Genomic DNA, 24,461 nt, shown 5'->3' on the forward strand with positions numbered 1-24,461 from the left:
TCCTTGCTATTCCGCGGCCTGCAGCCGGGCCGGTGCGGGACCTAAATCTCCGCCAAAATCTTCCCGGAAGTGTTTCAGTGCGCTCATCACGGGGTAGGGCGTGAAGCCGCCGAGTGCGCACAGCGATCCGAATTTCATGGTGTTGCAGAGGTCTTCGATCACGGCGAGGTTTTCCGCCACGCGCTCGCCGTTGATGATCTTGTTGATGGTCTCGACGCCGCGGGTCGAGCCGATCCGGCACGGTGTGCACTTGCCGCAGGATTCGATCGCGCAGAACTCCATCGCGAAGCGCGCCTGCTTGACCATGTCGACGGTGTCGTCGAACACCACGATGCCGCCATGGCCGATCAGGCCGTCGCGCGCGGCGAATGCCTCATAGTCGAACGGCGTATCGAACAGCGCGCGGGGGAAATAAGCGCCGAGCGGGCCGCCGACCTGCACCGCGCGCACCTCGCGTCCGGTGAAGGTGCCGCCGCCGATCTCGTCGACGAGCTCGCCGAGCGTGACGCCGAACGCGGTCTCGAACAGCCCGCCATATCTGATGTTGCCGGCGAGCTGGATAGGCATCGTGCCGCGCGAGCGGCCCATGCCGAAATCGGCGTAGGCCTTGGCGCCGTTGTCGAGGATGAAGGGGATCGCCGCGAACGACAGCACGTTGTTGATCACGCTAGGACGGCCGAACAGGCCCTTATGCGCGGGCAGCGGCGGCTTGGCCCGCACGATGCCGCGGCGGCCCTCGAGGCTCTCCAGCAGCGAGGTCTCTTCGCCGCAGACATAGGCGCCGGCGCCGACCCGTACTTCGAGATCGAACTCATGCGTCGAGCCGCCGATGCGCTTGCCGAGGAAGCCGGCGCGCCGGGCGGCCGCGATCGCCGCGTTCATCGCCTCGACCGCGTGCGGATATTCCGAGCGGATGTAGATGTAGCCCTTGGTGGCGCCTACCGTGGTACCCGCGATCGTCATGCCCTCGATCACGACGAAAGGGTCGCCTTCCATGATCATGCGGTCGGCGAAGGTGCCGCTGTCGCCTTCGTCGGCATTGCAGACAATGTATTTGCGGTCGGCGCTGGCCTGCGCCACCGTCTTCCACTTGATGCCGGTCGGGAAGCCGGCGCCGCCGCGGCCGCGCAGGCCCGAGGTCATGACATCGGCGAGGATCTGGTCGGAGCTTAGCGTCAGCGCCCGCTCCAGGCCTCTGTAGCCGCCATGGGTGCGGTAGTCGTCGACCGAGCGCGGATCGACCACGCCGCAGCGGACGAAGGTCAGTCTCGTCTGGCGCTTCAGCCAGGGGATCTCATCCGTGACACCAAGCCGCAGGGCATGCTGGCCGTTGCCGGCCATCGCATCGAGCAGCGACGGCACGTCGGCCGGGGTCACCGGGCCGAACGCGACGCGGCCCTCGGCGGTCGAGAGCTCAACCATCGGCTCCAGCCAGCACAGCCCGCGCGAGCCGTTCCTGACGATCTCGATTGCTGCGCCACGCGCTGCTGCGGCTTGCGCGAAGGCGAGGGCGACCTCGTCGGCGCCGACCGCGACCGCGGCGGCATCGCGGGGGACGTAAATTCGCATCGTCATCGCTGTGCCTCCGCGACCAGCGCGTCGATGCGCGCTTCATCGAGGCGGCCGACCAGCCGGCCATCCAGCATCGCCGAGGGTGCGGTGGCGCAGAGCCCGAGGCAGTAGATCGGCTCCAGCGTCACCCGCTCATCCGCCGTGGTATTGCCTAAGGATACGCCGAGCTTTGCCTCCGCGCGCGCCGCAAGCCGATCGCCGCCGGCGGCCTGGCAGGCCTCGGCGCGGCAGAGCTTGAGGACGTGGCGTCCGGCAGGTCGCTTCCGGAAGTCGTGGTAGAAGGTGAACACGCCGTGCACCTCGGCGCGGGACAGATTGAGCGCCTCCGCCACCATCGGGATCGCGGGCTCCGGCACGTAGCCGAAGGCTTCCTGCAGCGCGTGCAGGATCACCAGCGTGGCGCCTTCAAGCCCGGCATGCTCGGCGATGATCTCCGCGCCGCGCGCCTTGTCCCAAGGTTCGTATCCCACCGTCATCAGCGCTTCTCACGATCAGTTTTTTGCTTTGCACATGAGAATTGGAATCCTTCGAAACATCAATAAAGCTGTCTCATGCGGCGATTGCGAAACGCGATTAATAGCGTTGCCGAATGGGTCGATCCGGGATCGCAATAATGTTCTCGAATCACGGACTTCCGGGACGCTTTGGATTTCGGGATCGCACCCCGATCGTGCTACCTATGGACACGTCGGGCTGCCATCTGGGGCGCCGTTTTCCGAAGGGGTTTGAACCTTGATCGACAAGCTGGAACTTCTGCTGGCGCTGGCCAAGGAACGGCATTTCGGCCGGGCTGCGGAGGCCTGCGGGGTCACCCAGCCGACCATGTCGACCAGTCTCAAGCAGCTCGAGGAAATCCTCGGCGTCATGCTGGTGCAGCGCGGATCGCGCTTCCAGGGTTTCACGCCGGAGGGCGAACGGACGCTGGACTGGGCGCGGCGCATCGTCGGCGATGCGCGGGCGATGAAGCAGGAGATCAACAGCCTCAAGGACAAGCTGTCGGGCGAGATCCGGATCGCGGCGATCCCGACCGCGCTCGGCATGGTGGCCTCGCTCACCACGCCGTACCGGGCGCGCCATCCCGACGTGCGGTTTCGCATCCAGTCGTGCACGTCCGCCGACGTGCTCGGCCTGCTCGAAAATCTCGAGGTCGATGCCGGGCTGACCTACATCGAGAACGAGCCGATCGGCAAGGTCCGCACCATCCCGCTCTACAACGAGAGCTATCGTCTGCTGACAGCGCCGGATGCGATGTTCGGCGACCGCAAGCAGGTGACGTGGAAGGAAGTCGGTACCGTGCCGCTGTGCCTGCTGACGCCCGACATGCAGAACCGCCGCATCATCGATCGCGCGCTGACTTCGGTCGGTGCGGAGGCGACACCGTCGCTGACGTCGAATTCCCTGCTCGTGCTCTACACCCATGTGAAGACCGGACGCTGGGCCAGCGTGATGCCGGCCAAGCTCGCCGAGACGCTCGGCCTTGCCGATGCCGTGCGCAGCATTCCGATCGTCGATCCGGTTGTCGACTACAGCATCGGCCTCGTGATCCCGCAGCGTGATCCAATGACGCCGCTGATCGCAGCCCTGGTGCAGGTCGCGCGCGAGGTCGCGCCGAAGCTGGAGAGCGCGTAGCGCCGGGCAATCGAGGCGCTTCCAAGACGGTTCCCATTCCGACGACCGCTGGCCTAGCCCCGGGGCGAAGCAATTGTCCTGCGCGCATGGCAACCTTGGAACTCAGCGACGGCTGAGCGGTTTCATTGCGACGTCCCGGTCAGCGAGCAGGAGCTGCTTTGAATCGTCGCCAGTTACTCCACGGATCGGCCATGTTGCCGGCACTCATGCTTTTGCCGCAGCGGGAGGCCGCTGCGGCGGGCAACACGGCTGATGCACCCTTCAACCCGTCGATGGTGAGGGAGCTCGCCCGCAATCTCGCCGGCAAGTCGTTCGAGGCGCCGGACGAGAAGTTGCCGAATGGCCTGACGGACCTGAACTACGATCAGTACCGCTCGATCCGCTTCGTGCCGGAGCGCGCGCTGTGGCGCGGCGCGAGGCTGCCGTTCGAGGCGCAGTTCTTCCACCGCGGCTTCTTCTACAAGAACAAGGTCAAGATCTTCGAGGTCGCGGACGGCAAGGTCAGCGAAGTCAGCTACAGCAAGGACATGTTCTCGTTCGGTGAGACCGTGCCTGCCTTCACCGAGACCGATCTCGGCTTCGCCGGATTTCGGATCCACGCGCCGATCAACAAGCCTGACTATTACGACGAGGTCTGCGTCTTCCTCGGAGCGAGCTATTTCCGCGCCGTCGCCAAGGATGAGACCTATGGCCTGTCGGCGCGTGGCCTGTCGATCGATACCGGCGAGGCGAAGGGCGAGGAGTTTCCGTTCTTCAAGGCGTTCTGGCTCGAGCGCCCGGTGCCCAACGCGACATCCCTCGTGATTCACGCGTTGCTCGACAGCAAGAGCTGCGCGGCGAGCTATCGCTTCACGATCAGGCCGGGGAAGACCACGGTGTTCGATGTCGAGGCATCGCTCTATCCGCGCGCCGATCTCGAGCACGCCGGCGTTGCGCCGATGACCAGCATGTTCTTCTTCGGGCCGAACGATCGCAACGAGGTCGATGACTTCAGACCGTCGGTGCACGATTCCGACGGGCTCGCGATCTACAACGGCAGGGGCGAGAGCCTGTGGCGTCCGCTGAGCAATCCGCGCGACCTCCAGATCAGCACGTTCCAGGACATCAATCCACACGGCTTCGGGCTGATGCAGCGGGAGAAGAATTTCTTCGCCTATCAGGACATCGAGTCGAGCTTCGAGAAGCGCCCGAGCCTGTGGGTCGAGCCGATCGGCGATTGGGGCGAGGGCGCGGTCATCCTGTTCGAGATTCCGACCAAGGAGGAGATCCACGACAACATTGCCGCGTTCTGGCGGCCGAAGGCGCCGCTCAAGGCCAAGAGCGAGACCAATCTCACCTATCGCCTGCATTGGGGATCTGACGCGCCGAAGCCGCATTCGCTGGCGCGCTTCACGCGCACTGGCATCGGCGCGCATGGTGAGAACAGCAAGCTGTTCGTGCTCGATCTGTTCGGCGACAATCTGAAGGGTGTCGATCCCAAGAGCATCAAGGGCGTCGTATCGGCCGAGAAGGCCGAGATCACGAACATCGTTACGCAGCCGAACCCGAACACCGGCGGATGGCGGCTCAGCTTCCAGTGCGCCGTCAAGAAGGATCCGATCGAGCTGCGCGCCCATCTGGCGCAGGATGACAAGCCGCTTTCGGAGGTCTGGGTCTATCGATGGGCGCCATAGTCACGTCGCCTCGTCCCGACGTCGCGGCAGCAGCCGAAGGCTTCCTGCCACGAGAGAGCCCGCTTGCGATGGCGGCGGCCGACCTCGGCCGGCCGCCGCGCGCGGTGAGCAAGCCGGTGTCGGTCGGTGCGGGCATGTTCATGCGCCGCGCTTTCGTCCTGATGCTGACCGTCGCACTGACCGGCGCTGGCGCCTACGAGATGTACATGGTGGTCCAGGTCGGCGGCGTGACGATCATGGAGGGCATGGTGCTGGCGCTGTTCGTCGCGCTGCTCGCCTGGATCGCGTTCTCGTTCGCCTCGGCGCTGGCCGGCTTCTTCGTGCTGCTTCGGCGCAATGGGAATGCCCTGCCGATCCGCGACGATGGTCCGTTGCCACAGCTTGCGAGCCGGACCGCAGTGCTGCTCCCGACCTACAACGAGAATCCGTATCAATTGATGGCGCGCCTGCAGGCCATCTACGAGTCCATCGAAGTGACTGGACAAGCGGACAGCTTCGACTGGTTCGTGCTGAGCGACACGCGCGATCCCGACATCTGGATCGCGGAGGAACAGGCTTTCCTTTCGCTCAGCGATGCCTGCGGTGGTGGGCGGCTCTATTACCGGCATCGCGCCGACAACACCGCGCGGAAGTCCGGCAATGTCGGCGAGTGGATCACCCGGTTCGGCGGCGCCTACCAGTTCATCATCGTGCTCGACGCCGACAGCTTGATGTCGGGCGACACCATGGTGCGGATGGTCCACGCCATGGAGACCAATCCGCAGGCGGCGTTGCTGCAGACGCTGCCCATCATCGTCAATGCGCGCAGCCTGTTCAGCCGCCTGCAGCAGTTCGCCGGCCGGCTCTACGGGCCGATGGTCGCCGCCGGCGTCGCATGGTGGCACGGCTCCGAGGGCAATTACTGGGGGCACAATGCCATCATCAGGATTCGGGCCTTTGCGGAGCAGGCGGGCCTGCCCGAACTCTCCGGGCGCAAGCCGTTCGGCGGGCATATCCTGAGCCACGATTTCGTCGAGGCGGCACTGATGCGGCGCGCAGGCTGGGGCATCTACATGGCGCCGATGCTCGGCGGCAGCTTCGAGGAGGTGCCGCCATCGCTGTTGGATTTTGCCGCGCGCGACCGGCGCTGGTGCCAGGGCAATCTGCAGCATCTCGCGGTGCTGACGACGCGCCGCCTGCACTGGATCTCGCGGCTGCATTTCATGACCGGGATCGGCTCCTACATCACCGCGCCGCTTTGGCTTGCGTTCCTGCTGCTCGGCATCCTGATCTCGTTGCAGGCGCGCTTCATTCGCCCCGAATATTTCCCGAAGGGCTTCTCGCTGTTCCCGAACTGGCCGGCGCAGGATCCCGTGCTCGCCGCATGGGTGTTTGGCCTCACGATGGCGCTTCTGATCGTGCCGAAGCTGCTCGGCTTCATCCTGTTGCTGACGCGGTCGGACACGCGCCGGCAATTCGGCGGCGGCTTCCGGGCGCTGGCAGGTGTGATCGCCGAGGTGCTGATCTCGGCAATGATCGCGCCCGTCATGATGGTGTTCCAGTCGATCGCCGTCATCGAGATCCTGCTCGGCCGGGATGCCGGCTGGCAGACGCAGCGGCGCGACGACGGCGAGGTCGAGCGCCGGGAGCTCTATCGGAAATACGGCATCCCGACCGCGTGCGGCGTCGCGATGGCGGCGAGCGCCTATGCGGTGTCATTGCCGCTCCTGCTGTGGATGTCGCCGGTGATCGTCGGTCTCTTGTTTGCGATCCCGATCGGCGCCTGGACCGCCAAGCCCGCGATGCGCGCGCTGTTCATGACGCCGGAGGAGGTCGGGCCGCCGGGCGTGCTGGTCCGTGCCAACGAACTGGCGTCGTCGCCCGCCCAGGCCTCGGCCCCCGCGCTCGCAATGCTCCGGCAGGATTCCGACCTGCTGCATCGTCATCTCTCGTCGCTACCGCCGGCGAGGCGCCGCGGTCCGGACGAGATCGATCCTGACCTCGCGATGGCGCGCGCGCGGATCGAGGCGAGCGGGAGCTTCAACGAGGCGGTCGAGCATCTCACGCCGCGCGAGACGCTCGCCGTCCTCGGCGATTCCGTCCTGCTGGAAGGGGTGCTTGCGAAGTAGTGTGGGGGCTCAGGCCGCTTCCGGTAACCTGGTCTGCAGCGAGCGCGGATCGCGGGGCAGCGTGATGCGGACGACGGTGCCGATGCCGAGCTTGGAGCGCAGCTTCATCGAGCCGCCGTGCAGGTTGGTGAGCGAGCGCGCGATCGCAAGTCCGAGGCCCGAGCCCTGGTAGCTCTTGGTGAGCTGGCTCTCGACCTGCTCGAACGGCTTGCCGAGCCGCCGCAGCGATTCCGGTGCGATGCCGATGCCGCTGTCGGCGATCAGCAGCACGATCGAGCCATCCAGCATCTGGCCGCGCACCAGCACGCGGCCGTGATCCGGCGTGAACTTCACGGCGTTGGAGAGCAGGTTGACGATGATCTGCTTGACCGCGCGGCGGTCGGCGACGACCGAGATCGTGCTTTCGATATCCGATTCCAGCGACAGGCCCTTGTGCTCGGCGCGGCCGGAGACCACCCGCAGCGACTCGGCGAGGATGCCGGAGAGGTCGAGCGGCTCCATGTCGAACTTCATCCGGCCGGCCTCGATCTTCGACATGTCGAGAATGTCGTTGATGACCTCGAGCAGGTATTTCCCCGAGGTCAGGATGTCGTGGCAATACTCCGCGTACTTGTCCGAGCCGAGTGTCCCGAACAGGCCGGAGCCCATGATCTCGGAGAAGCCGATGATGGCGTTGAGCGGCGTGCGCAGCTCATGGCTCATATTGGCGAGGAACTTCGACTTCGCGGCGTTGGCGTCCTCGGCGCGGGTCTTTTCCTGCGAATATTTCTCGGCGAGATCGGCGAGCTCGACGGCCTGGCGCTCCAGCTCGGATTGCGAGCGCTGCAGGTCGATCACGGTGGCGCGCAGGCGGAGATCGTTGTCGACCAGCTTCTGCTCGTGCGCCTTGATGCGGGTGATGTCGGTGCCGACCGAGACGTAGCCGCCGTCCTTGGTGCGGCGCTCGCTGATATGCAGCCAGCTGCCGTCGTCGAGCTGCGCCTCGAAGGTGCGCGCGCCCGGCGCCGGCACACCGCTCTCGTGCAGGCGGGTGCGCACCTCGGGCATGCTGCCGACCTCGATCACGGTCTCATAGGAGGTGCCGGGGCTGACGGCGGAATCGGGCAGCTTGTGCAGCCGCTGGAAGTGCGAGTTGCAGAGCACGAGGCGGTCCTCGGCGTCCCAGAGTACGAAGGCCTCGGGAATGGTCTCGATGGCGTCGCGCAGCCGGAGGTCGGCTTCCACCGACTTCTCGGCGAGGCTCTTCTGTTCGGTGATGTCGACCGCGATGCCGATCAAATGCAGGCCGCTGTCGGCCGCGGCGTGGCTGAGCTCGCAGCGGACGCGCAGCCAGATCCAGTGGCCGCCGACATGGCGCATGCGGAAGCTCTGGTCGATGTGATCGATCTTGCCCGAGATCAGCTGCTCGGCGATGTCGAACAGGTTGATGTCGTCGGAGTTCACCAGCGCGTTGACCTCGCCGAAGGTGAGCAGGTCGTTGCGGGTATCGAGGCCGAGCAGGGTGAACATCGACTGCGACCAGAAGATCCGGCCGCGCGACAGGTCCCAGTCCCACAATCCGCAGCGGCCGCGATTGAGCGCGGTGTCGATCCGGCCGCGCACGGCGTCGTTGATCAGGTCACCCTCGCGGGCGCGGGTCGATTGCCAGTGGAAGGCGAAGCCGAGGATCAGCACCACGAAGCTCGTGGTCGCCGACAGCGTCACCGAGAGTGCGGCGTCCGATCCCCAGATCGGCTCGTTCATCTCCTGGATGACGACGACCTGGCCGGGCAGCGACTTGACGAGCTGCGAGATCGCCAGCGCGCCGGTGCCGCCCGGCAATGTCATGTCGCTGACCGCACCCTGCTGGCCCGGTGCGACCAGGAGCTGCGCGGTGGAGACGATGTCGAGGACGCGGTCGTTCTCGCCGGCGCCGTCGATCGGAACGCGGGCCAGCACGCGGTGATCGGCGCTGGTGATGATGACATGGCGGCCGTTGGCGATGCCCCAGGACGGAATGAGGTCCGGCAGCAGCTCCTGCATCTGCTCGATATTGGCGAGCCGGTCGCGCCGCACCGAGGTCAGGCGGTCGAGACGCTCGGCGAGGATGTCGGAGAGCGCGGCCAGGTCGCGCTTCATCGCGCCGCGCTTCTGCCGGTTCTGGTCGATCACCTGGACGAAGGCGCCGAGGCAGATGGTGATGAGGAAGGCGATGATCAGCGTAGGGACAGCGCGGCGCAGTGCAGGCTCGGCCGTCAAGAGCCTGTGATAGGCCGGTTTCGCGATCGACTGTGCCAATCCCTTGATCGAATCGGATTGGACACAAGCGTTCGCTGCATGCGCGCGCGCCATGCCTTAGACCCCCATCTAAGCTGATTTTTTACCCGGATCGGATGCTCCCCTCGTCGCATCCGAATCATGATGATTTGAATCCAGATTTCGCGGGCTGTCGAGAGTCAACGATTCGTTAATGCGAAAAAATTCTTGTCCAAGACAGAATCAGTGCGCGCAAAGTGAGTCCGAAACAGGAACGGCTCCGTAGAATTACGCGCGCGTCGGTTCTGCGTGACTGATCACACGCTTCACGGTGGGGAACGCGCGGCGCAGCTTGCGTTCGATCTCGTCGACGCTTTCGTGCACCTTGATCACACTCATCGAGGGCTCAGCGCGGCAATGGAAGTTGACGACCTCGCCGGCGTCGGTGTTGCGGACCCGCACATTATGGATGTCATGGATCGCGCCGCCATCGGCGAATCCGGTCAGCGCGGTCTTGATCGCTTCAACGCGGTCGGGCGCGGCGTCGGTTCCCCACGGCAGTTCCGGCTCGAGCGGCTCGATATGGGTGTCGACCTCGACGTCCTCGCCAAAATCCTCGCGGATCGCGCGCTCGAGCTCGTGGGCGATGTCGTGTGCGGCGTCCAGCGCCATGTTGCTATCGACCTCGAGGTCGATGCCGACGATCAGCTTGCCGCCGATGTCGTGCACGGTGACGTGGTGGATGGCGAGGCCGGAGTTGCGCGCGATCACCATGATGCGCTCGCGCACGCTCTCATTGTCGCGCGCCACCGGCACCGCGGTGAAGGTGAGATCGGCGTCGCCGAACGTCTTGGTCATCGCCTGCTGTGCCCTGCGCTTGATGTCCTCGACGCGGTCGATCGGATAGGTGCGCGGCACGGCGGCAATGGCGTCGATGAAATGCGTGGCGCCGACCATGCGGACCCGTAGCCGCTCGACGTCGACCACGCCCGGCACGGCCTTGATGGCCGCGGTGGCCTTTTCCAGCGCGCCTTCGGGCGCGCGGTCGAGCAGGGTCTCGACCGTCTCGCGCGCCATGCGCAGGCCGAGCAGGGCGATCATCACGGCAACCGCGATGGCGGCCGCGGCATCGCCCCACCAGAAGCCGAAGCCCGCCAGCACCAGGCCGACAATGACGGCCGCGGATCCCATCACGTCGGAGGCGAAATGGAGTGCGTCGGCGGCCAGCGCCTGGCTCTTGGTGTCGCGCGCGGCGCGGTGCAGCGCGCGGGCGCGCCACAGATTGACGCCGATATCGAGGACCAGGACGACGAAGGGAACGGCTGATATCGAGGGCGGCGGCGCGCCTTCGCGCAAATGGCTGTAGGCCTGCACCAGGATGCCGCCGGCCAGCACATAGAGCAGGGCGATGACGAAGAGCGCCGAGACGCTTTCGAACTTGCCGTGGCCGTAATGATGCTCGGCGTCGGCCGGCTGGTCCGACACCCGCACCACCGCCCAGGTAATGATGGTGGCGACGAGGTCGATCGAAGAGTGCAGCGCCTCGGAGATCAGCGCCAGCGATCCGATGGCGATGCCGACGACGAATTTCGCCACGGCCATGCTGCCGCTGGCAAGGATCGAGATCGCGGCGACTGATGTCTTGGTGTTGGGTGTGCTGGTGCTGGAAGAGCTCATGGGCGGGGGTTTAGCAGGGAGTCCGTGAACATCAAGTGTCAGTCGTCACGCGCAATCGCCACTCACTTGCAATTGCATCTTTGCGCGAAAATTCACACCGTCGTCCTGGCCTGGTGCGCAATTGCGCACTAGGCCAGGACGACGGTGTGGATGGTTCTCGCGCGATACGACGCACCGTCATTGCATACTTTATCTCGGTGTCATCGCCCGGATCGACCGGGCGATCCAGTATTCCAGAGACCCCGGTGCTTGAATCGAGAAGCCGCGGCGTACTGGATCGCCCGGTCGAGCCGGGCGATGACGGTGTGGGCGAGGACGCAGCTTCGCATTCTCGCGACACGATTTGTCCGAGCTTTGGATTTCGTTCCGCCCTCTCACTTGAAGAGGGCGCAGGGAATACCGGGTGCGCGCTGCACCCGCGGTCTCGTGTGCAAAAGTGGAAACAAAAACGCACACGAGCATACAGGTTCAGCGGGAGACACTCCGGCATTCCCTGCGCGATGGCGTTACGGCTTATTTCGTGCTCTCCCCGGCGAGACCGGGCTTGCTTGTCACCGTCCTCGCAAGGCGCATCGCGTCTTGCGAGAAGACACCTGCCACTGGGGCGTCAGGACCACACGACTTCACCGTCCGCCTCATGCATGCTCGTCAGTCACACACGCGGCGGCCACCGCATCTCACCGCAACACCCGTGACGATCGCGAAGCGCCCCTCGATCGGGTGAGACGGGCGGATCATACGCTGAGTTGAACTTCTGATAAAGCGAAATATTTTTGACGCGAGGGATTGACGCGTTTTGCTGAGTTGCCCGTCGTGTCGAATGGGCAACACACCGGTTGCCGCAACGACCGGCGCAGCAGGATGGGCAGAGCGCAGCGAAACCCATCAATTGTATCCGCGTGGTGAGGTGATGGGTTTCGTGTCGCTGACTACGGACCACTACGCCGGTAATCCGATGCTCGGAATTTGCTCGGGCAAATAATGGCCCGCGCGAATATCTTTCAGCAGCGTGCTGAAATCGGTGCCGGATTTGAAGCTCTGGTAGACGCGCGCCGGATCGAAGGATACGCCGATCGGATTTTCGGAGAATGCGCGGGACGTCCGCATGTACGCGGTCGAAAGTTTCCAATCGGAGAAATTGTCGCTTTGCAGTTCGACGTAGTTGGCCTCGGGGTCCTCATAGCCAGCCCAGCCGCAACTCGCCGGTTCGTGATCCAAATGACCACTTGCGATATGTAGACCAATTGGTCTATATATCGACAATGAGCCGCCAAACCACCATGCAGTTGCCCCGCGGCCGCCCGCGAAGCTTCGACATGGAAGCTGCTGTCGGACGCGCGATGGATGTGTTCTGGTCGCGCGGCTATCATGCGACGGCGCTTCCGGACCTGCTTCGTGCGACGAAGCTCTCGCGTGGCAGCCTTTATGCTGCCTTCGGCGACAAGCACTCGTTGTTCCTGCGGGCGCTCGATCGCTACATTGCCGATGCGCTGACTCGGATGGATGTCGAACTCGCCCCCGGCAGAGAGCCGGTTGCCGGCCTGCGGGCCTACCTTGCCGGTTATATCGAGCGCGCCGGCGGCGCCAACGGCCGGCGCGGATGCCTGCTGGTGGCGACGGCTATGGAACTGGCCGGCCGGGATGCCGAGGTTGGTCGTCGCGTCGCAAGCTTTTTCAAAACCATGGAAGCCAGGGTGGCAGACGCACTGTCTCGCGCGGAGGCGGCGGGCAGATTGGCCGATGGCGTCGAGCCTGCGAGTGCCGCCCGAATTCTCGTCTGTTTCGTTTGGGGGTTACGAGTGGTCGCCAAAACGGCACAGACACGGATCGCATGGCAAGCCACCGCCGACGCGCTTCTCGATCGCTTCTTCAGATAAGCAATAACCCATGGACGCCTCCGCTATTGGTGCGTCCATATCTAGACTGATCGGTCTTGAAAGGAATGTTGCCATGTCGGCCATCCAGATCGTCTGCGCAGTAGCCGTTCCCTTGCTCTGGGGTCTTCAGTTCGTGGCCATCAAGGTGGGCGTCACGGAGTTTCCGCCGCTATTCTTCCTCGCACTGCGCTTCCTGGCGATCGCACTGCTGCTTGTTCCGTTCGTCAAAAAACCCACGCGTCAACAGTTCGGCCCTATCGCAGCTATTTCGATCTTCCTTGGCGGACTGAACTTCGGGCTGTTCTACGTTGGTCTTGGGCTCGGCTCGGGAAGCATATCGGCCGTCGCATATCAACTCGCGCCGCCTTTTACCGTCCTGTTGGCCTGGCCGCTGCTCGCGGAGAGGCCGTCTCTCGTCACGTCAGCCGGCGTGGTGCTTGCATTCGCCGGCGTGGTGGTGTTGGCGGCGGGGCCGGGGCTGTCGACCAACGCGCTTCCGCTGCTGCTTGTGGTCGGGGCGGCGTTCGCGTTCGCGGTGTCCAACGTCCTGACGAAACGCTACGGCCCGTTTGATCCCCTGATGTTGATGGGCTGGTCGTCGCTGCTCACCGTGCCGCAGGTGATGTTGATGTCGCTGCTGCTCGAATATGGACAGCTGGCGAGCCTTGGCACGGCGGATCAACGCGGCTGGCTGGCGCTCGCCTACACCATCTTCATCGGAGGCATTGTCGGCTTTGGCCTCTGGTTCTGGCTGATCGGGCGTTGCTCCATGGGCCGCGTCGCCCCGTTCGGCCTGCTGCTTCCGGTGTTCGCTCTGATCTCGAGCGTGTTGTTCCTTGGCGACAGCGTGACGCCGAAGCTGGTTGTCGGCGGGCTGCTCGCGATCTCCGGCGTCGCCATCACGCAGGTACGACCGAGATTAGGGTCGTAGGACGGGTAGAGCGGCAGCGATGTCAATCAAATTGGATCCGCGCGATGAGGTGATGGGTTTCGCTTGCGCCTTCGCTCTTCGAGCTACGGCGCACGAGTCGCTCACCCCATCCTGCGGAGCAGCGTGCAGCGCTACAGCGTCACCACGATCTTGCCGAGGTGCTTGCTGGCTTACATGTATTCGAACGCCTTGCTGACGTCGGCGAATCTGTAGACCTGGTCGATCGGCAGTTGCAGCTTGCGCGCCTCGACCGCGGCCCAGATGTCCTTGCGTGCCTCGTCAAAAAATCTCGCGGATCTCCCCGATCGAGCGGGTGCGGAAAGTGACGCCGAGATGCTCTTCATGCGCTGTCGAAGACCGCTCCATTCAGTCATTTTGCTGACGCATTCTCTGTCTTAGTCGGGCGCGAGACTGAAGACACGGTGTGAGGACCGCCACGGTTCTCATAATGGTTCCGTCGCCGGAACTGGCGCGAATCCGCAAAGAATTGGCACACGTTAACGCCTCCGCGTTCGTTCGACCATGTTTTGCGGCATCGGGAACCGGACGATCAAAAAAATCAATCAAGGAGTTATGATGCTGTTCGGCTCGAGCGCCGCAATTTGCGGCGCCCTGGTTGCGCTCGCCATTTCTGGCACCGCTGCTCGAAGTGAAATCGGTGCGGTTCATTCAAGCGCCGTCGTCAACGCCGCGTGTGGGGATGCAATCGTTGGCGCGGCATCCATGTACAATCCGTTCAAGCCCGGCAAGGAGGAGGGCGGTCCGAGCACAGCCTCCGGCGAGCGCTACGATCGCTCGGTCTGGGCGGCTGCCATCAAAACGAGTTTGCGTCGGAAGTTTGGTGGGGTCCAATTTGGCGCGAGGCCGAAATATGCCCTCGTCGAGGCTGTAGGCAAGAAGGTCATCGTGAAGATAAATGACGTGGGGCCGCTACGGCCTGGCCGCATCATTGACCTCAATGAGCGGACGATGCGCTATTTCGATCCAAGCCTGGAGCTCGGAGTCATTGGTGACGTAAAGGTCAGCCCGCTTGCGGGGGATTATTGGATTCCCGGACCGGTCGGCTGAACACCGCACGCGAAAGAGCCAGGGCATCGCACGCAGCAGGCGCGGATCAGCCCACCGCGTCCGCGCGAAGCGCGGCCCGATGACAGGCTCCGGCGTAATCCGCCGGTGCACCCGACAGAAGATGGCGGATTACGCTTCGCTAATCCGCCCTACGCACCTCGTCGCTACAGCGTCACCACGATCTTGCCGAGGTGCTTGTTGGCTTCCATGTGTTCGAATGCCTTGCCGATGTCGGCGAATTTGTAGACCTGGTCGATCGGCAGCTGCAGCTTGCGCGCCTCGACCGCGGGCCAGATGTCCTTGCGCACCTCGTCGAAGATCTCTCTGATTTCCTCGATCGAGCGGGTACGGAAGGTGACGCCGATATACTGGATGCGCCGCGCCGCGTGCAGGTCGAAATTGAAATCGGCGTGGGTGCCGCCGAGCCGGCCGACATTGACGATGCGGCCCTTGACCTTGGTCGCCTTGAGATTCTGGTTCGCCACCGGTCCTGAGATCTGATCGACGATCAGATCGACACCTTCACCGCCGGTCGCCTGCAACACCTGATCGACCCAGCCGGGATCCCTGGAATCGACCGCGAGATCGGCGCCGAATTCCTTCAAGCGCCCGCGGCGCATCGCATCGGTCGAGGACCCGACCACGAGCTTCGCGCCCTTCAGCTTGGCGATCTGCATCGCCATCAGGCCGACGCCGGAGCTCGCGCCCTGGATCAGCACGGTCTGGCCCGCCTGCAGCGCGCCATTGGTGACGACGGCATTGTGCATGGTGGCGAGCGCGACGGGCAGGGTGGCGGCCTCGTCGAAGTTCATGTTCGATGGCGCGCGAAACAGCCTGCCGTGATCGGCGAGCGTGTACTCGGCGAACGCCGCGCCGCCGGAGCCCATGATCCTGTCGCCGACCTTGACACCCCTGGCGTCGGGGCCGAGCTCGGCAACCTCGCCGGCCCATTCCATGCCGAGCACGGTGCCGACGCCGCCGGCCGCGCCGTGGGCGTGGCCCTTGGTCATGCCGAGATCGGCGCGATTCAGCCCGCAGGCGTGAACCTTGACCAGCACCTGCGTGCCCTTCGGCACGGGCTTGGCGACGTCGGTGATTTCAGGGCCATTGGCTCCGTACACATAGGCTTTCATGGGCTTCTTCTCGTTGTGTCGTCGAATTCGAGATGACTCTGAGTTCCGTCATCCCGAGGAGCGCGCAGCGCGCCTCGAAGGATGAACGGCCCGGCCTGTGGCCGTCGACCCTTCGAGACGCGCTTCGCGCTCTTCAGGGTGACGGATCACGACTCGATGCTTACTCCGCGGCTTGGCGCTTGCCGACCGATGTCATGCGGTCCAGGCGTTCGCGGATGATCGCTTCCGCCTCGCTCACGATGCGCGAGATCAGTTCGGCGCAGGACGGAATGTCGTGGATCAGGCCCTGCACCTGGCCGGCCGACCAGATGCCTTCGTCGGCATCGCCGGTGGCGTAGACCATCTTGCCGCGGGCGCCGGCGACCAGCTCACGGACGTCCTCGAACTTGGCGCCTTCCTTCTCCATCTGCACGACCTTGGTCGAGATCGCATTCTTGGCGACGCGCGAGGTGTTGCGCATGGTGCGGAAGATCAGCTCGGTCTCGCGCTCGTCATTGGCGACGATGCGTTCCTTCACGAGCTGATGGATCGGGCTCTCCTTGGTGCACATGAAGCGTGTGCCCATGTTGATGCCTTCGGCGCCGAGCGCCAGCGCTGCGACGAGGCCGCGGGCATCGCCGAAGCCGCCGGAGGCGATCATCGGGATCTTCACCTTGTCGGCGGCGGCCGGAATCAGGATCAGGCCGGGGGTGTCGTCCTCGCCGGGATGGCCGGCGCATTCAAAGCCGTCGATCGAGATCGCGTCGGCGCCCATCCGCTCGGCGGACAGCGCGTGGCGCACGCTGGTGCATTTGTGCAGCACCTTGATGCCGTGCCTCTTGAACTCGTCGACATGTTCCTGCGGCTTGTTGCCGGCGGTCTCGACGATCTTGATGCCGCTCTCGATGATGACCTGGCGGTATTCGGCGTAAGGCGGCGGCTTGATCGCGGGCAGGATGGTCAGGTTCACGCCGAACGGCTTGTCGGTCAGTTCGCGGCAGCGCGCGATTTCCTTGCGCAGATCGTCCGGCGTCGGCTGCGTCAGCGCGGTGATCATGCCGAGCGCGCCGGCATTGGCGACGGCGGCGACCAGCTCCGCGCGCCCGACCCATTGCATGCCGCCCTGCACGATCGGGTGGTCGACGCCGAACATTTCGGTGAAGCGTGTCTTGATCATTCTGCCCTCGTTTCCATCAGAATTTTCCGCGACGCGGACGGCCGCGCACGGTGTTGTTTTTGCATGTCGAGGGAAGGATGCAGTTCTGTCCGGCAAATGTCTACCGGCGACCTGCGGCGCGCCCATGCGGAAATGACGGGGCGCGGTGGTCAGGCGAGGGCGGAGTTTTAGGTTATTGCGGCAGGCGCTGGTGATCGGCACGCAGCGCCTGGCCGAGAGCAATGACAGCGGAGATGCTTGTTACGCCGGCACCGCGTCCTTCTTCGAGGCGGAAGTTTCCTCGTCGAACGCGGCCGCGATGTCGCGCATGCTGACGACGCCGATCAGGCTGTAATCGTCGATCACGGGCACGTGGCGAATGTGGTGCTTGGTCATGAGATGACGGATGTGCTCGAGCGTGTCGCTCGAGGTGCACGACACCAGCTGTTGCACCGAGACCAGCTGCGACACCTTCATGCTGGCGCCGGCGGCGCCGTGCTCGGCAATCGCGCGCACCACGTCGCGCTCGGTGAACATGCCGACGGCAGTGTTGCCCTCGGTGCGAACGACATCCTTGACCACGAGCGCGCTGATATTGCTGGCGCGCATCAATTGCGCGGCGATCGCCACCGTCTCGTTCATGCGAACCGTGGCAACGCGAGGGGTCTTCTTGCGCAGGATATCTCCGACTTGCATGGCAACCTCCTTGGTTATCGTTGACAGGATTTTGGTATACAAAATGCCAATTGTCAACGCGGCCGTTACGGAAATCTATCACCAGGAAACCGCCGAAATAGGCAGAGTTGCTGACGTTTCAGACGATTGTGACCTGGTGTGAGCGGGCTGGCCATCTGCCGCGCTTGGCGTATCTGGTATCTGGCATCCCTGTACTCCCCAAACGAAAGAGGCGCACCGAAATGCGCCTCCATCAGTTCCGCGGGAAGTCCCGAACTCGGGCCGTCAAATCAGGCCGGCATATCAAGCCGACATATCAGGCTGTCTTGGCGTTCGTCGCGGTCTCGGCTGCAGCGGCAGCCTCGTTGCCGTTGATGAAGGCGCGGCGCATCGGCTTGATCACGAACAGCGCCATCAGCGCCGCGGTGGCATTGAGCGCGACCGCGATCACGAACACCGCCTGCCAGCCATAGCTGGCGGCAACGATGCTGGCGGCCGGCACCAAGAGCGCAGCGGTGCCCTTCGCGGTGTAAAGCATGCCGTTGTTGGTGGTCGCGAACTTCGAGCCGAAAGTGTCGCCGCAGGTCGCGGGGAACAATGAGTAGATCTCGCCGAACACGCCGAAATAGACCGCGGTCGCAAGCACGAACACCAGCGGGTTATGGCCCCAGGTGGACAGCGTCAGCAGCATCAGCGCGCCGGTGCCGAACGCGATGAACATGGTGTGCTCGCGGCCGATATTGTCGGAGACCCAGCCGAAGAACGGCCGTCCGAACCCGTCGAAGATGCGGTCGAGCGAGATCGCAAATGTCAGCGCGGCCATCTGGAAGCCGGCGAGCGAGACCGGCGTGTTGGCGATCTTGTAGTCGTGCGCGATCGGCGCGATCTGCGCCGCCGCCATCAGGCCGCCGGAGGCGACCATCACGAACACCAGATACATCACCCAGAAGATCGGGCTGCGCAGCACCTGCGGCGGCGTGAAGTCGATCTTGGTCTGCGGCAGATTGAGCTGCTTCTTCTTCGGCGGGATCGTGACCGCAGGCTTCTGGATGAAGAAGGCGAGCAGGAACACGATCAGGCCTTGCCCGATGCCGAAATCGAAGAATGCGGTCTGATAGCCGCTCGAGGCGATCATGTTGGCGATCGGCACCACGGTCAGCGCAGCGCCGGCGCCGAAGCCCGCGGCGGTTGCGCCGGCGGCGAGGCCGCGGCGATCGGGAAACCATTTCAGCGCATTGCCGACGCAGGTGCCGTACACCGAGCCGGCGCCGATGCCGCCGATCACAGCCGCGGCGTAGAGCAAAGTGAGCGAATCCGCGTAGGAGTTCAGCACCCAGGACAGCGTGATCATGACGCCGCCGAACATGATGACGATCCGCGGGCCGTATTTGTCGACGAACCAGGCCTCGACCGGCACCAGCCAGGTCTCCGTCACCACGAAGATCGTGAAGGCGAACTGGATCGCCGCGCGGCCCCAGTGATGCGCGCCGTCGATCGGATCGACGAACAGCGTCCAGCCGTATTGCAGGTTCGCGATCATCGCCATGCAGACGATGCCCATGACGAGCTGCAGCCAGCGGAAGCCACTGGACGAAGGTTGTGCTTGTGTTACGGCAGCATTGCTGGAAACCATCAAATCCTCCCGAGCGCGCCTGGTCTTGTTGTGACCCAGTGTCGCAATTCTTGTGGCGTATCGTCGCAAGCGCTTAGCCGGAGGTTGGTATACTATATTCCAGAAAGCAAGCCTATCTTTCTGCTGCATTGCAGCAGAACTGGCATACGACGCGCCGCTTCAGCCTCGGATTCGAGCCCATAGCGGACGCCGAAAAATGAAAACGCCCGGCGTTCGGCCGGGCGCTTTCGTCAGCAGAAGATTAGCACGTTGCTTAAGCCATCGCCGCCGATTTCGCGACCACGATTTTCCGCCACGGCTTGAGCACGGCGATCGCGAGCAGCGAGGCAAGGATGTTGGCGCCGGCTGCGATGATGAACACGTTGTCCCAATGGCCCGACGACTGCTGCATGTAGTTGGCGATCGGCACCAACAGCGCGGCGGTGCCTTTCGCGGTGTAGAGCAGGCCCGCATTCGTCGTCGCGAACTTGGCGCCGAACGTGTCGGTGCAGGTCGAGGGGAACAGCGAATAGATCTCGCCCCAGGCGAAGAACACGAAGCCCGAGAGCAGCACGAACCACACCGGGTCGTGGCCCCAGAGGTAGAGCATCCAGATGCCGAAGCCTTCCATGCCGAAGGCGATGAACATCGTGTTCTCGCGGCCGATCATGTCGGAGATCCAGCCAAAGAACGGACGCGTCAGACCGTTGAGGACGCGGTCGATGGTGGCCGCGAAGGTCACCGCCGTCATCGTCACCGCCATCAGCGTGACCGGCACGCTGTCGACCTTCCAGTCGACTGCGATCGGCTTCAGGTTCGCCGTCACCATCAGGCCGCCGGCGCCGACGATCACGAACATGAAGTACATCAGCCAGAAGGTCGGCTGTCGCAGCACTTCGGTCGGCTGATAGTTGCGCCGGGTCTGGATGATGTTGGCATTCGCCACGACGGCCGGCACCTGACCGGCCTTCGGCGCGAGCAGGAAGAAGGCGAGCAGCACGATGATGATGCCCTGGCCGAGACCGAAATACAGGAAGGTGGTCTGGAAGCCGGAGTCCTTGATCATCGCCTGGATCGGCGCCACCGTGAGTGCGGAGCCCGCGCCGAAGCCGGCTGCGGTGATCCCCGCCGCAAGCCCGCGCTTGTCGGGAAACCATTTCAGCGCGTTGCCGACGCAGGTGCCGTAGACGCCGCCGGCGCCGATGCCGGCGATGATCATGCCGAGATAGTAGCCGTTCAGCGAGGTCGCCTGCGCGTTGATCGACCACCCGATCGCGCAGAGAATGCCGCCGATCAGCACGACGAGGCGCGGGCCGTATTTATCGACGAACCAGCCCTCGACCGGCACCAGCCAGGTCTCGAACAGCACGAAGAGCGTGAAGGCCCACTGGATCGATGCGCGATCCCATCCGAATTTCTTCTGGATGTCGGGGACGAAGAACGTCCACCCGTATTGATAGTTTGCGATCATCACCATCGCGGCGACGCCGATCGCAAGTTGCGTCCAGCGATAGGTATCGCTGACCCGCGCGGCCGCGGGGGCCGCAGTTGCCTGAACCATGTCCGACATTCATCCTCCCAGTGCGCGCTTTGTCATTCTGCTTGTGGCGCGGCTCGGTCATCTTGGTATTTGATATGCCAAGGTTCAAGCTATCGCAGAGGTCGCGTGCGCTTATGCCGCAGAGGACTGAAGGCGGTCACCGCAGCGAGAGTAATTCAGCGCGCAAAAAAATGGCCCCGAAAATCGGGGCCATTGGTCGAAGGTTCAATGTCAGGTCGCAACTTGCGACGAAACGGTCTCGGTGCCGCGCGCGCGGAATCATCTGGCCTCAGAGGCCGAAGTGCGGCAGGTCGCCATTGCGGTTGGAGATCTCCGCGCTCTTCATCAGCAGGCGGTCGATCGAGGCCATCAGGCGGCCGAACAGGGTGGAGGAGGGCGCGAGCGTGAGTGCAGTGGTCTTGGACATTGGTGTCCCCTTTGACTGGAGGGCCAGCAACGGGCCGGCTCATCATCTGCAGTCAAACTATGTATACCAGATACCAGAGGCAACGGACTTGTTTGCATAGCAGCATTTCGGATTGTGCAGTGCAATAGGATGGACTGGTTGGCATCCCAGATCGGGCGACGAGGGCACGGTACCCGCGGAACTGGCGAGCTCGGAATTTCCAGCAAAAATTGGCTTTTACCGAGTGTTTTGCGCCCGCTCGGCAGACGTCCGACATGGGCGATGCCGACGCCGGCCTGCGGCGTCATCCGCAGGTCGAGTCCGCCTTCGAGCTGCGCCGCGTTGCGGCCACGCTGAAACTGGTTCCCCGGTTCTGGAAGGCGAGCGCTGCGGTCGGCGTGATGCTGCCAAAGACGTATTGGCAGGCGATCGAGGCGCGGCGTCAGCCAGATGGCGTTGGCGAGCGAAGCAAGGCGGCGCCGCAGGGCCGCCTTGCTTCAATATCAATGCTCTGAGGACGAGTTACCCCGCGGGTAACTCATCTTCGGACAAGGTCTGCTCGATAGCGGAAGGCATTTTCGCAACCGACATCAGCGAGCGCGCGACCTGATTGAGCAGCTGATCGGCGTTCTCCTCTTCCGCCAACGTCTTCGAAAGCAGCGCGACAATGGCACTGTAACGCAATTGCTGCGCCAGGTTGCGAGCAGTGGTGTAGCCGGCAATTTCGTAATGCTCGACGCGCTGTGCCGCGCCGATCAAGGCAAGATCCGCAGCTGCATCGTCCTTCTTGGCACTCTCCTTGATCACTTCGCCGCCCTCGTCGACGAGCCCCTGCATACCCTTGCAGGGCTTGGCGCGCGGCTTCTTGCCGAGCAACCCGAAGCACTCGTCGAGGCGGTCGACCTGTGCTTCGGTCTCGATCAGATGCATTGTGAAGAGCTCGCGGAGCTGGTCGTAGCGTGCCGCCTCGATCATCTCAGGCAATGCCTTTGTCAGTTGTTTCTCGGCATGCAAGAGGTCCCGCAGCTGATCGATCAACAGATCGTCGAAACCAACGAATGCTTCGGGTGGGGAACTCTCGGCCACGATGGAAGGTGCCGTGCCGGACTCGCCACTCTGGAGCGCCGGCGATTCCATGAAAACCCAAGCTTCACCCTCGTTCCAGGGACCTCGCGTGTCGATTTCACCGTTCTCGCCGGAACCGGTCGAATCGTTGAAGAACTGGTCGACGAGACCCGGGGTAGGAGCGATACGGCCGATACTGAAACTGGGCTTCCCCATGCTCTCAAGCGCGAGCGCGAACGCCTTCATATGGGTGATTTCCCGCGTCATCAAAAACTGCAACGCGTCCTTGGTCCCGGCGTCATCACAGAAATTGATCAGCCGTTCATAAACAATTTTGGCACGAGCCTCTGCTGCGATGTTGCTGCGCAGATCAACGTCCAGTTCGCCGGTGATCTTGAGATAGTCGGCTGTCCAGGCATTGCCTTGCGAGTTGAACAGATTGACGCCGCCGCCTCCGGCGATAGCGATCAAGGGATCGGCTTCCGCCGCTTCGCGGTCGAACTTCAAGGGTTTCAGATGCAGGCGTGCGAGGGAACCCACGACTTCGAGGTGGCTCAATTCCTCCGTTCCAATGTCCATCAGGAGGTCCTTGCGATCTGGATCTTCGCAATTGAGGCCTTGAATGGAATATTGCATGGCGGCCGCCAGCTCGCCGTTGGCGCCGCCGAACTGTTCCAGCAGCATGTTGCCGAACCGAGGATCGGGTTCATCGACCCGGACCGTGAACATGAGCTTCTTGACGTGATGATACATGGGAAGACCTTTGATGATTGGCAGGAGGACACGTGGCCAACAGGACGTTCGGTTGAACGTTCCTAACTGCGACTAGCGCCGCAGCCAGATCCGCTGCGAAGTTAGAACGCTCTCAATGCAGCGTTTCCGCCGCGGCTTCGTCGACCGCCGCCATCAGGTCGGCCGTATCCGACTGCTGAATCATATGGCCGGCTCTCGGGAGGCGGTGCATCTTGCTGTGCTTGATCTCGTCATGCAGCCTGCCGGACTGCTCGTCGATGTCGATGATGCGATCGTCCTCGCCTGCCAGGATGACGACCGGCATGGCCAATTCACCGTAGGTCTTCGCGGACAGGATCGCCGCAGGGACCATTAGCGCAGCTTCGGCGGCACTGGCGCGAAGTTGCGATGGACGCACGGCCAATGACTTTGGAAAGCGGTCGAATTTATGCGGGACGGATTTGGGTCCGAAAAGCTGCCGCAGCATGGCGGGCCACATCAGGCGGCTGAGGATCGGCGAGATTGTGTGACTGAGGATATCGCCGAATCCGGGTATTGCCGGCCCGGCCATCGCCATGATCGCGTCGGGGCGGGCCGTCGGGAAATAGTATCCCGACGCCAGTATTAGCGCTTCGACCATCGAAGGATACTTGCTCGCCAAGGCGACTGCAACGGAAGCCCCCCAGGAATGTCCGAGCACGATCGCCTTGTCGACGCCCAGGTGCGCAAGCGCGTCCCTGAAGAGATCCGCCTGGGCCGCGGGGGTCCATACGACATTGCGGGGCCTCAGGCTGTAGCCGAAGCCCGGGCGATCAAACACGATTACGCGATAGTGCCTGGCGGCGAGATCGATGAGACCACTCGTCTCAAAATCCTGGATCATGCTGCCGTTGCCATGAAGCAGGACCAGTGGCCGGCCGGACCCGCGTTCGACATAGTGCAGGCGGACGCCGTCGATTTCGATGAAACGTCCTTGTGGCGGATGATCGCGCTGCGCCTTGTCGGCAAGTCGTTGATTGACGACCGCAGCGGCAGCCATCAAGCCGACTGCCGCGACAACGGCGGATGCCATCGGATATTCCCTCAGAGCACGAACGGCGCTGACCGCCAGCGATGGCGAACGTTTTTTCAGAATGCGCATGTGACACTTTCGCTGGACGAAGCCAGCTGCTGGAGACGGGTTGCTTGCGGATCTGCGTCCTGGTCCGATTGCGATCTTGATGACGCCGACTTCTTCGTCGCGTTCTTTGTCGCGAAATTTCTTGCACAGCTCAGGCCGAGACCGGCCGGATGACTGACCGCAATGCTGGGATCGATTTCGCCATCGACGATCTTCGGCCTTGACCCTGTCGAGGACGGCTCCCGCGGCGCCGTGCCGGTCATGTCGTGCAGA

General features: G+C 63.6%; 20 protein-coding genes and 1 pseudogene. 7 read left to right on the top strand and 14 right to left on the bottom strand.

Annotated elements, in window-relative coordinates:
• Nucleotides 1-6: 6 nt before the first annotated feature.
• A complete protein-coding gene (locus JQ573_RS07835) occupies nt 7-1,575 on the bottom strand; it encodes an NADH-ubiquinone oxidoreductase-F iron-sulfur binding region domain-containing protein (protein WP_212310995.1) in 1,569 nt (522 codons plus the stop codon).
• On the bottom strand, nt 1,572-2,048 hold the full coding sequence (locus JQ573_RS07840; RefSeq protein ID WP_212310994.1) for a formate dehydrogenase subunit gamma: 477 nt from the start codon (nt 2,046-2,048) through the stop codon (nt 1,572-1,574). The genes JQ573_RS07835 and JQ573_RS07840 overlap by 4 nt, the downstream gene beginning before the upstream one ends.
• Nucleotides 2,049-2,304: 256 nt before the next feature.
• Here JQ573_RS07840 and JQ573_RS07845 point away from each other — a divergent pair, with 256 nt between their 5' ends.
• From JQ573_RS07845 to mdoH, 3 genes are all read left to right on the top strand, one after another.
• Nucleotides 2,305-3,201, top strand: coding sequence for a LysR family transcriptional regulator (locus JQ573_RS07845; RefSeq protein WP_212310993.1), 897 nt, complete (start codon nt 2,305-2,307; stop codon nt 3,199-3,201).
• A 191-nt stretch (nt 3,202-3,392) separates the two neighbouring features.
• Nucleotides 3,393-4,874: a glucan biosynthesis protein G gene (locus tag JQ573_RS07850; RefSeq protein WP_409334640.1), complete on the top strand. Its 1,482-nt coding sequence runs from the start codon at nt 3,393-3,395 to the stop codon at nt 4,872-4,874.
• Nucleotides 4,862-6,982: a glucans biosynthesis glucosyltransferase MdoH gene (mdoH, locus tag JQ573_RS07855; RefSeq protein ID WP_212310991.1), complete on the top strand. Its 2,121-nt coding sequence runs from the start codon at nt 4,862-4,864 to the stop codon at nt 6,980-6,982. The genes JQ573_RS07850 and mdoH overlap by 13 nt, the downstream gene beginning before the upstream one ends.
• 9 nt (nt 6,983-6,991) lie before the next feature.
• Here mdoH and JQ573_RS07860 read toward each other — a convergent pair whose 3' ends face one another.
• From JQ573_RS07860 to JQ573_RS07870, 3 genes are all read right to left on the bottom strand, one after another.
• Nucleotides 6,992-9,313: a PAS domain-containing sensor histidine kinase gene (locus tag JQ573_RS07860; protein WP_212310990.1), complete on the bottom strand. Its 2,322-nt coding sequence runs from the start codon at nt 9,311-9,313 to the stop codon at nt 6,992-6,994.
• A 192-nt stretch (nt 9,314-9,505) separates the two neighbouring features.
• Nucleotides 9,506-10,894, bottom strand: a complete 1,389-nt coding sequence (locus tag JQ573_RS07865; RefSeq protein ID WP_212310989.1) for a cation-efflux pump — start codon at nt 10,892-10,894, stop codon at nt 9,506-9,508.
• Nucleotides 10,895-11,833: 939 nt separating this feature from the next.
• Nucleotides 11,834-12,157: a hypothetical protein gene (locus JQ573_RS07870; protein WP_212310988.1), complete on the bottom strand. Its 324-nt coding sequence runs from the start codon at nt 12,155-12,157 to the stop codon at nt 11,834-11,836.
• Between the two features lie 17 nt (nt 12,158-12,174).
• Here JQ573_RS07870 and JQ573_RS07875 point away from each other — a divergent pair, with 17 nt between their 5' ends.
• Both JQ573_RS07875 and JQ573_RS07880 read left to right on the top strand, forming a co-directional pair.
• The gene (locus tag JQ573_RS07875; protein WP_212311652.1) at nt 12,175-12,771 is read left to right on the top strand and encodes a TetR/AcrR family transcriptional regulator; all 597 of its coding nucleotides are present in this window, start codon (nt 12,175-12,177) and stop codon (nt 12,769-12,771) included.
• Between the two features lie 73 nt (nt 12,772-12,844).
• Nucleotides 12,845-13,702 carry a DMT family transporter gene (locus JQ573_RS07880; RefSeq protein WP_212310987.1) on the top strand — a complete coding sequence of 286 codons (858 nt, stop codon included), beginning with the start codon at nt 12,845-12,847 and terminating at the stop codon, nt 13,700-13,702.
• Nucleotides 13,703-13,872: 170 nt separating this feature from the next.
• On the opposite strand, the pseudogene JQ573_RS07885 reads toward JQ573_RS07880, so the two are convergent.
• Nucleotides 13,873-14,038: pseudogene (locus JQ573_RS07885) on the bottom strand (quinone oxidoreductase); the annotation flags it as partial.
• A gap of 237 nt (nt 14,039-14,275) precedes the next feature.
• Here JQ573_RS07885 and JQ573_RS07890 point away from each other — a divergent pair.
• Nucleotides 14,276-14,770, top strand: a complete 495-nt coding sequence (locus tag JQ573_RS07890) for a septal ring lytic transglycosylase RlpA family protein (protein WP_212310986.1) — start codon at nt 14,276-14,278, stop codon at nt 14,768-14,770.
• Between the two features lie 164 nt (nt 14,771-14,934).
• Here the strand turns inward: JQ573_RS07890 and JQ573_RS07895 are convergent, their stop codons facing one another.
• From JQ573_RS07895 to JQ573_RS07920, 6 genes are all read right to left on the bottom strand, one after another.
• The gene (locus tag JQ573_RS07895) at nt 14,935-15,903 is read right to left on the bottom strand and encodes a zinc-binding dehydrogenase (protein WP_212310985.1); all 969 of its coding nucleotides are present in this window, start codon (nt 15,901-15,903) and stop codon (nt 14,935-14,937) included.
• A 160-nt stretch (nt 15,904-16,063) separates the two neighbouring features.
• Nucleotides 16,064-17,059 (bottom strand): nitronate monooxygenase family protein, encoded by a 996-nt coding sequence (locus JQ573_RS07900; RefSeq protein ID WP_173641873.1) that lies wholly within the window; start codon nt 17,057-17,059, stop codon nt 16,064-16,066.
• Between the two features lie 240 nt (nt 17,060-17,299).
• Nucleotides 17,300-17,734, bottom strand: a complete 435-nt coding sequence (locus tag JQ573_RS07905) for a CBS domain-containing protein (protein ID WP_212310984.1) — start codon at nt 17,732-17,734, stop codon at nt 17,300-17,302.
• A gap of 295 nt (nt 17,735-18,029) precedes the next feature.
• A complete protein-coding gene (gene oxlT, locus JQ573_RS07910) occupies nt 18,030-19,346 on the bottom strand; it encodes an oxalate/formate MFS antiporter (protein ID WP_212310983.1) in 1,317 nt (438 codons plus the stop codon).
• A gap of 253 nt (nt 19,347-19,599) precedes the next feature.
• A complete protein-coding gene (gene oxlT, locus JQ573_RS07915; protein ID WP_212310982.1) occupies nt 19,600-20,895 on the bottom strand; it encodes an oxalate/formate MFS antiporter in 1,296 nt (431 codons plus the stop codon).
• A gap of 259 nt (nt 20,896-21,154) precedes the next feature.
• Nucleotides 21,155-21,292, bottom strand: coding sequence for a hypothetical protein (locus tag JQ573_RS07920; RefSeq protein ID WP_173641877.1), 138 nt, complete (start codon nt 21,290-21,292; stop codon nt 21,155-21,157).
• 254 nt (nt 21,293-21,546) lie between these two features.
• Here JQ573_RS07920 and JQ573_RS07925 point away from each other — a divergent pair, with 254 nt between their 5' ends.
• Nucleotides 21,547-21,786: a hypothetical protein gene (locus tag JQ573_RS07925; RefSeq protein ID WP_212310981.1), complete on the top strand. Its 240-nt coding sequence runs from the start codon at nt 21,547-21,549 to the stop codon at nt 21,784-21,786.
• A 7-nt stretch (nt 21,787-21,793) separates the two neighbouring features.
• On the opposite strand, the gene JQ573_RS07930 is transcribed toward JQ573_RS07925, so the two are convergent.
• Nucleotides 21,794-23,089, bottom strand: a complete 1,296-nt coding sequence (locus JQ573_RS07930; protein ID WP_212310980.1) for a DUF892 family protein — start codon at nt 23,087-23,089, stop codon at nt 21,794-21,796.
• 112 nt (nt 23,090-23,201) lie between these two features.
• A complete protein-coding gene (locus tag JQ573_RS07935) occupies nt 23,202-24,209 on the bottom strand; it encodes an alpha/beta fold hydrolase (RefSeq protein WP_212310979.1) in 1,008 nt (335 codons plus the stop codon).
• Between the last annotated feature and the right edge of the window lie 252 nt (nt 24,210-24,461).

This window comes from Bradyrhizobium sp. AUGA SZCCT0105, assembly GCF_018129565.1.
Taxonomy (GTDB): Bacteria; Pseudomonadota; Alphaproteobacteria; order Rhizobiales; family Xanthobacteraceae; genus Bradyrhizobium.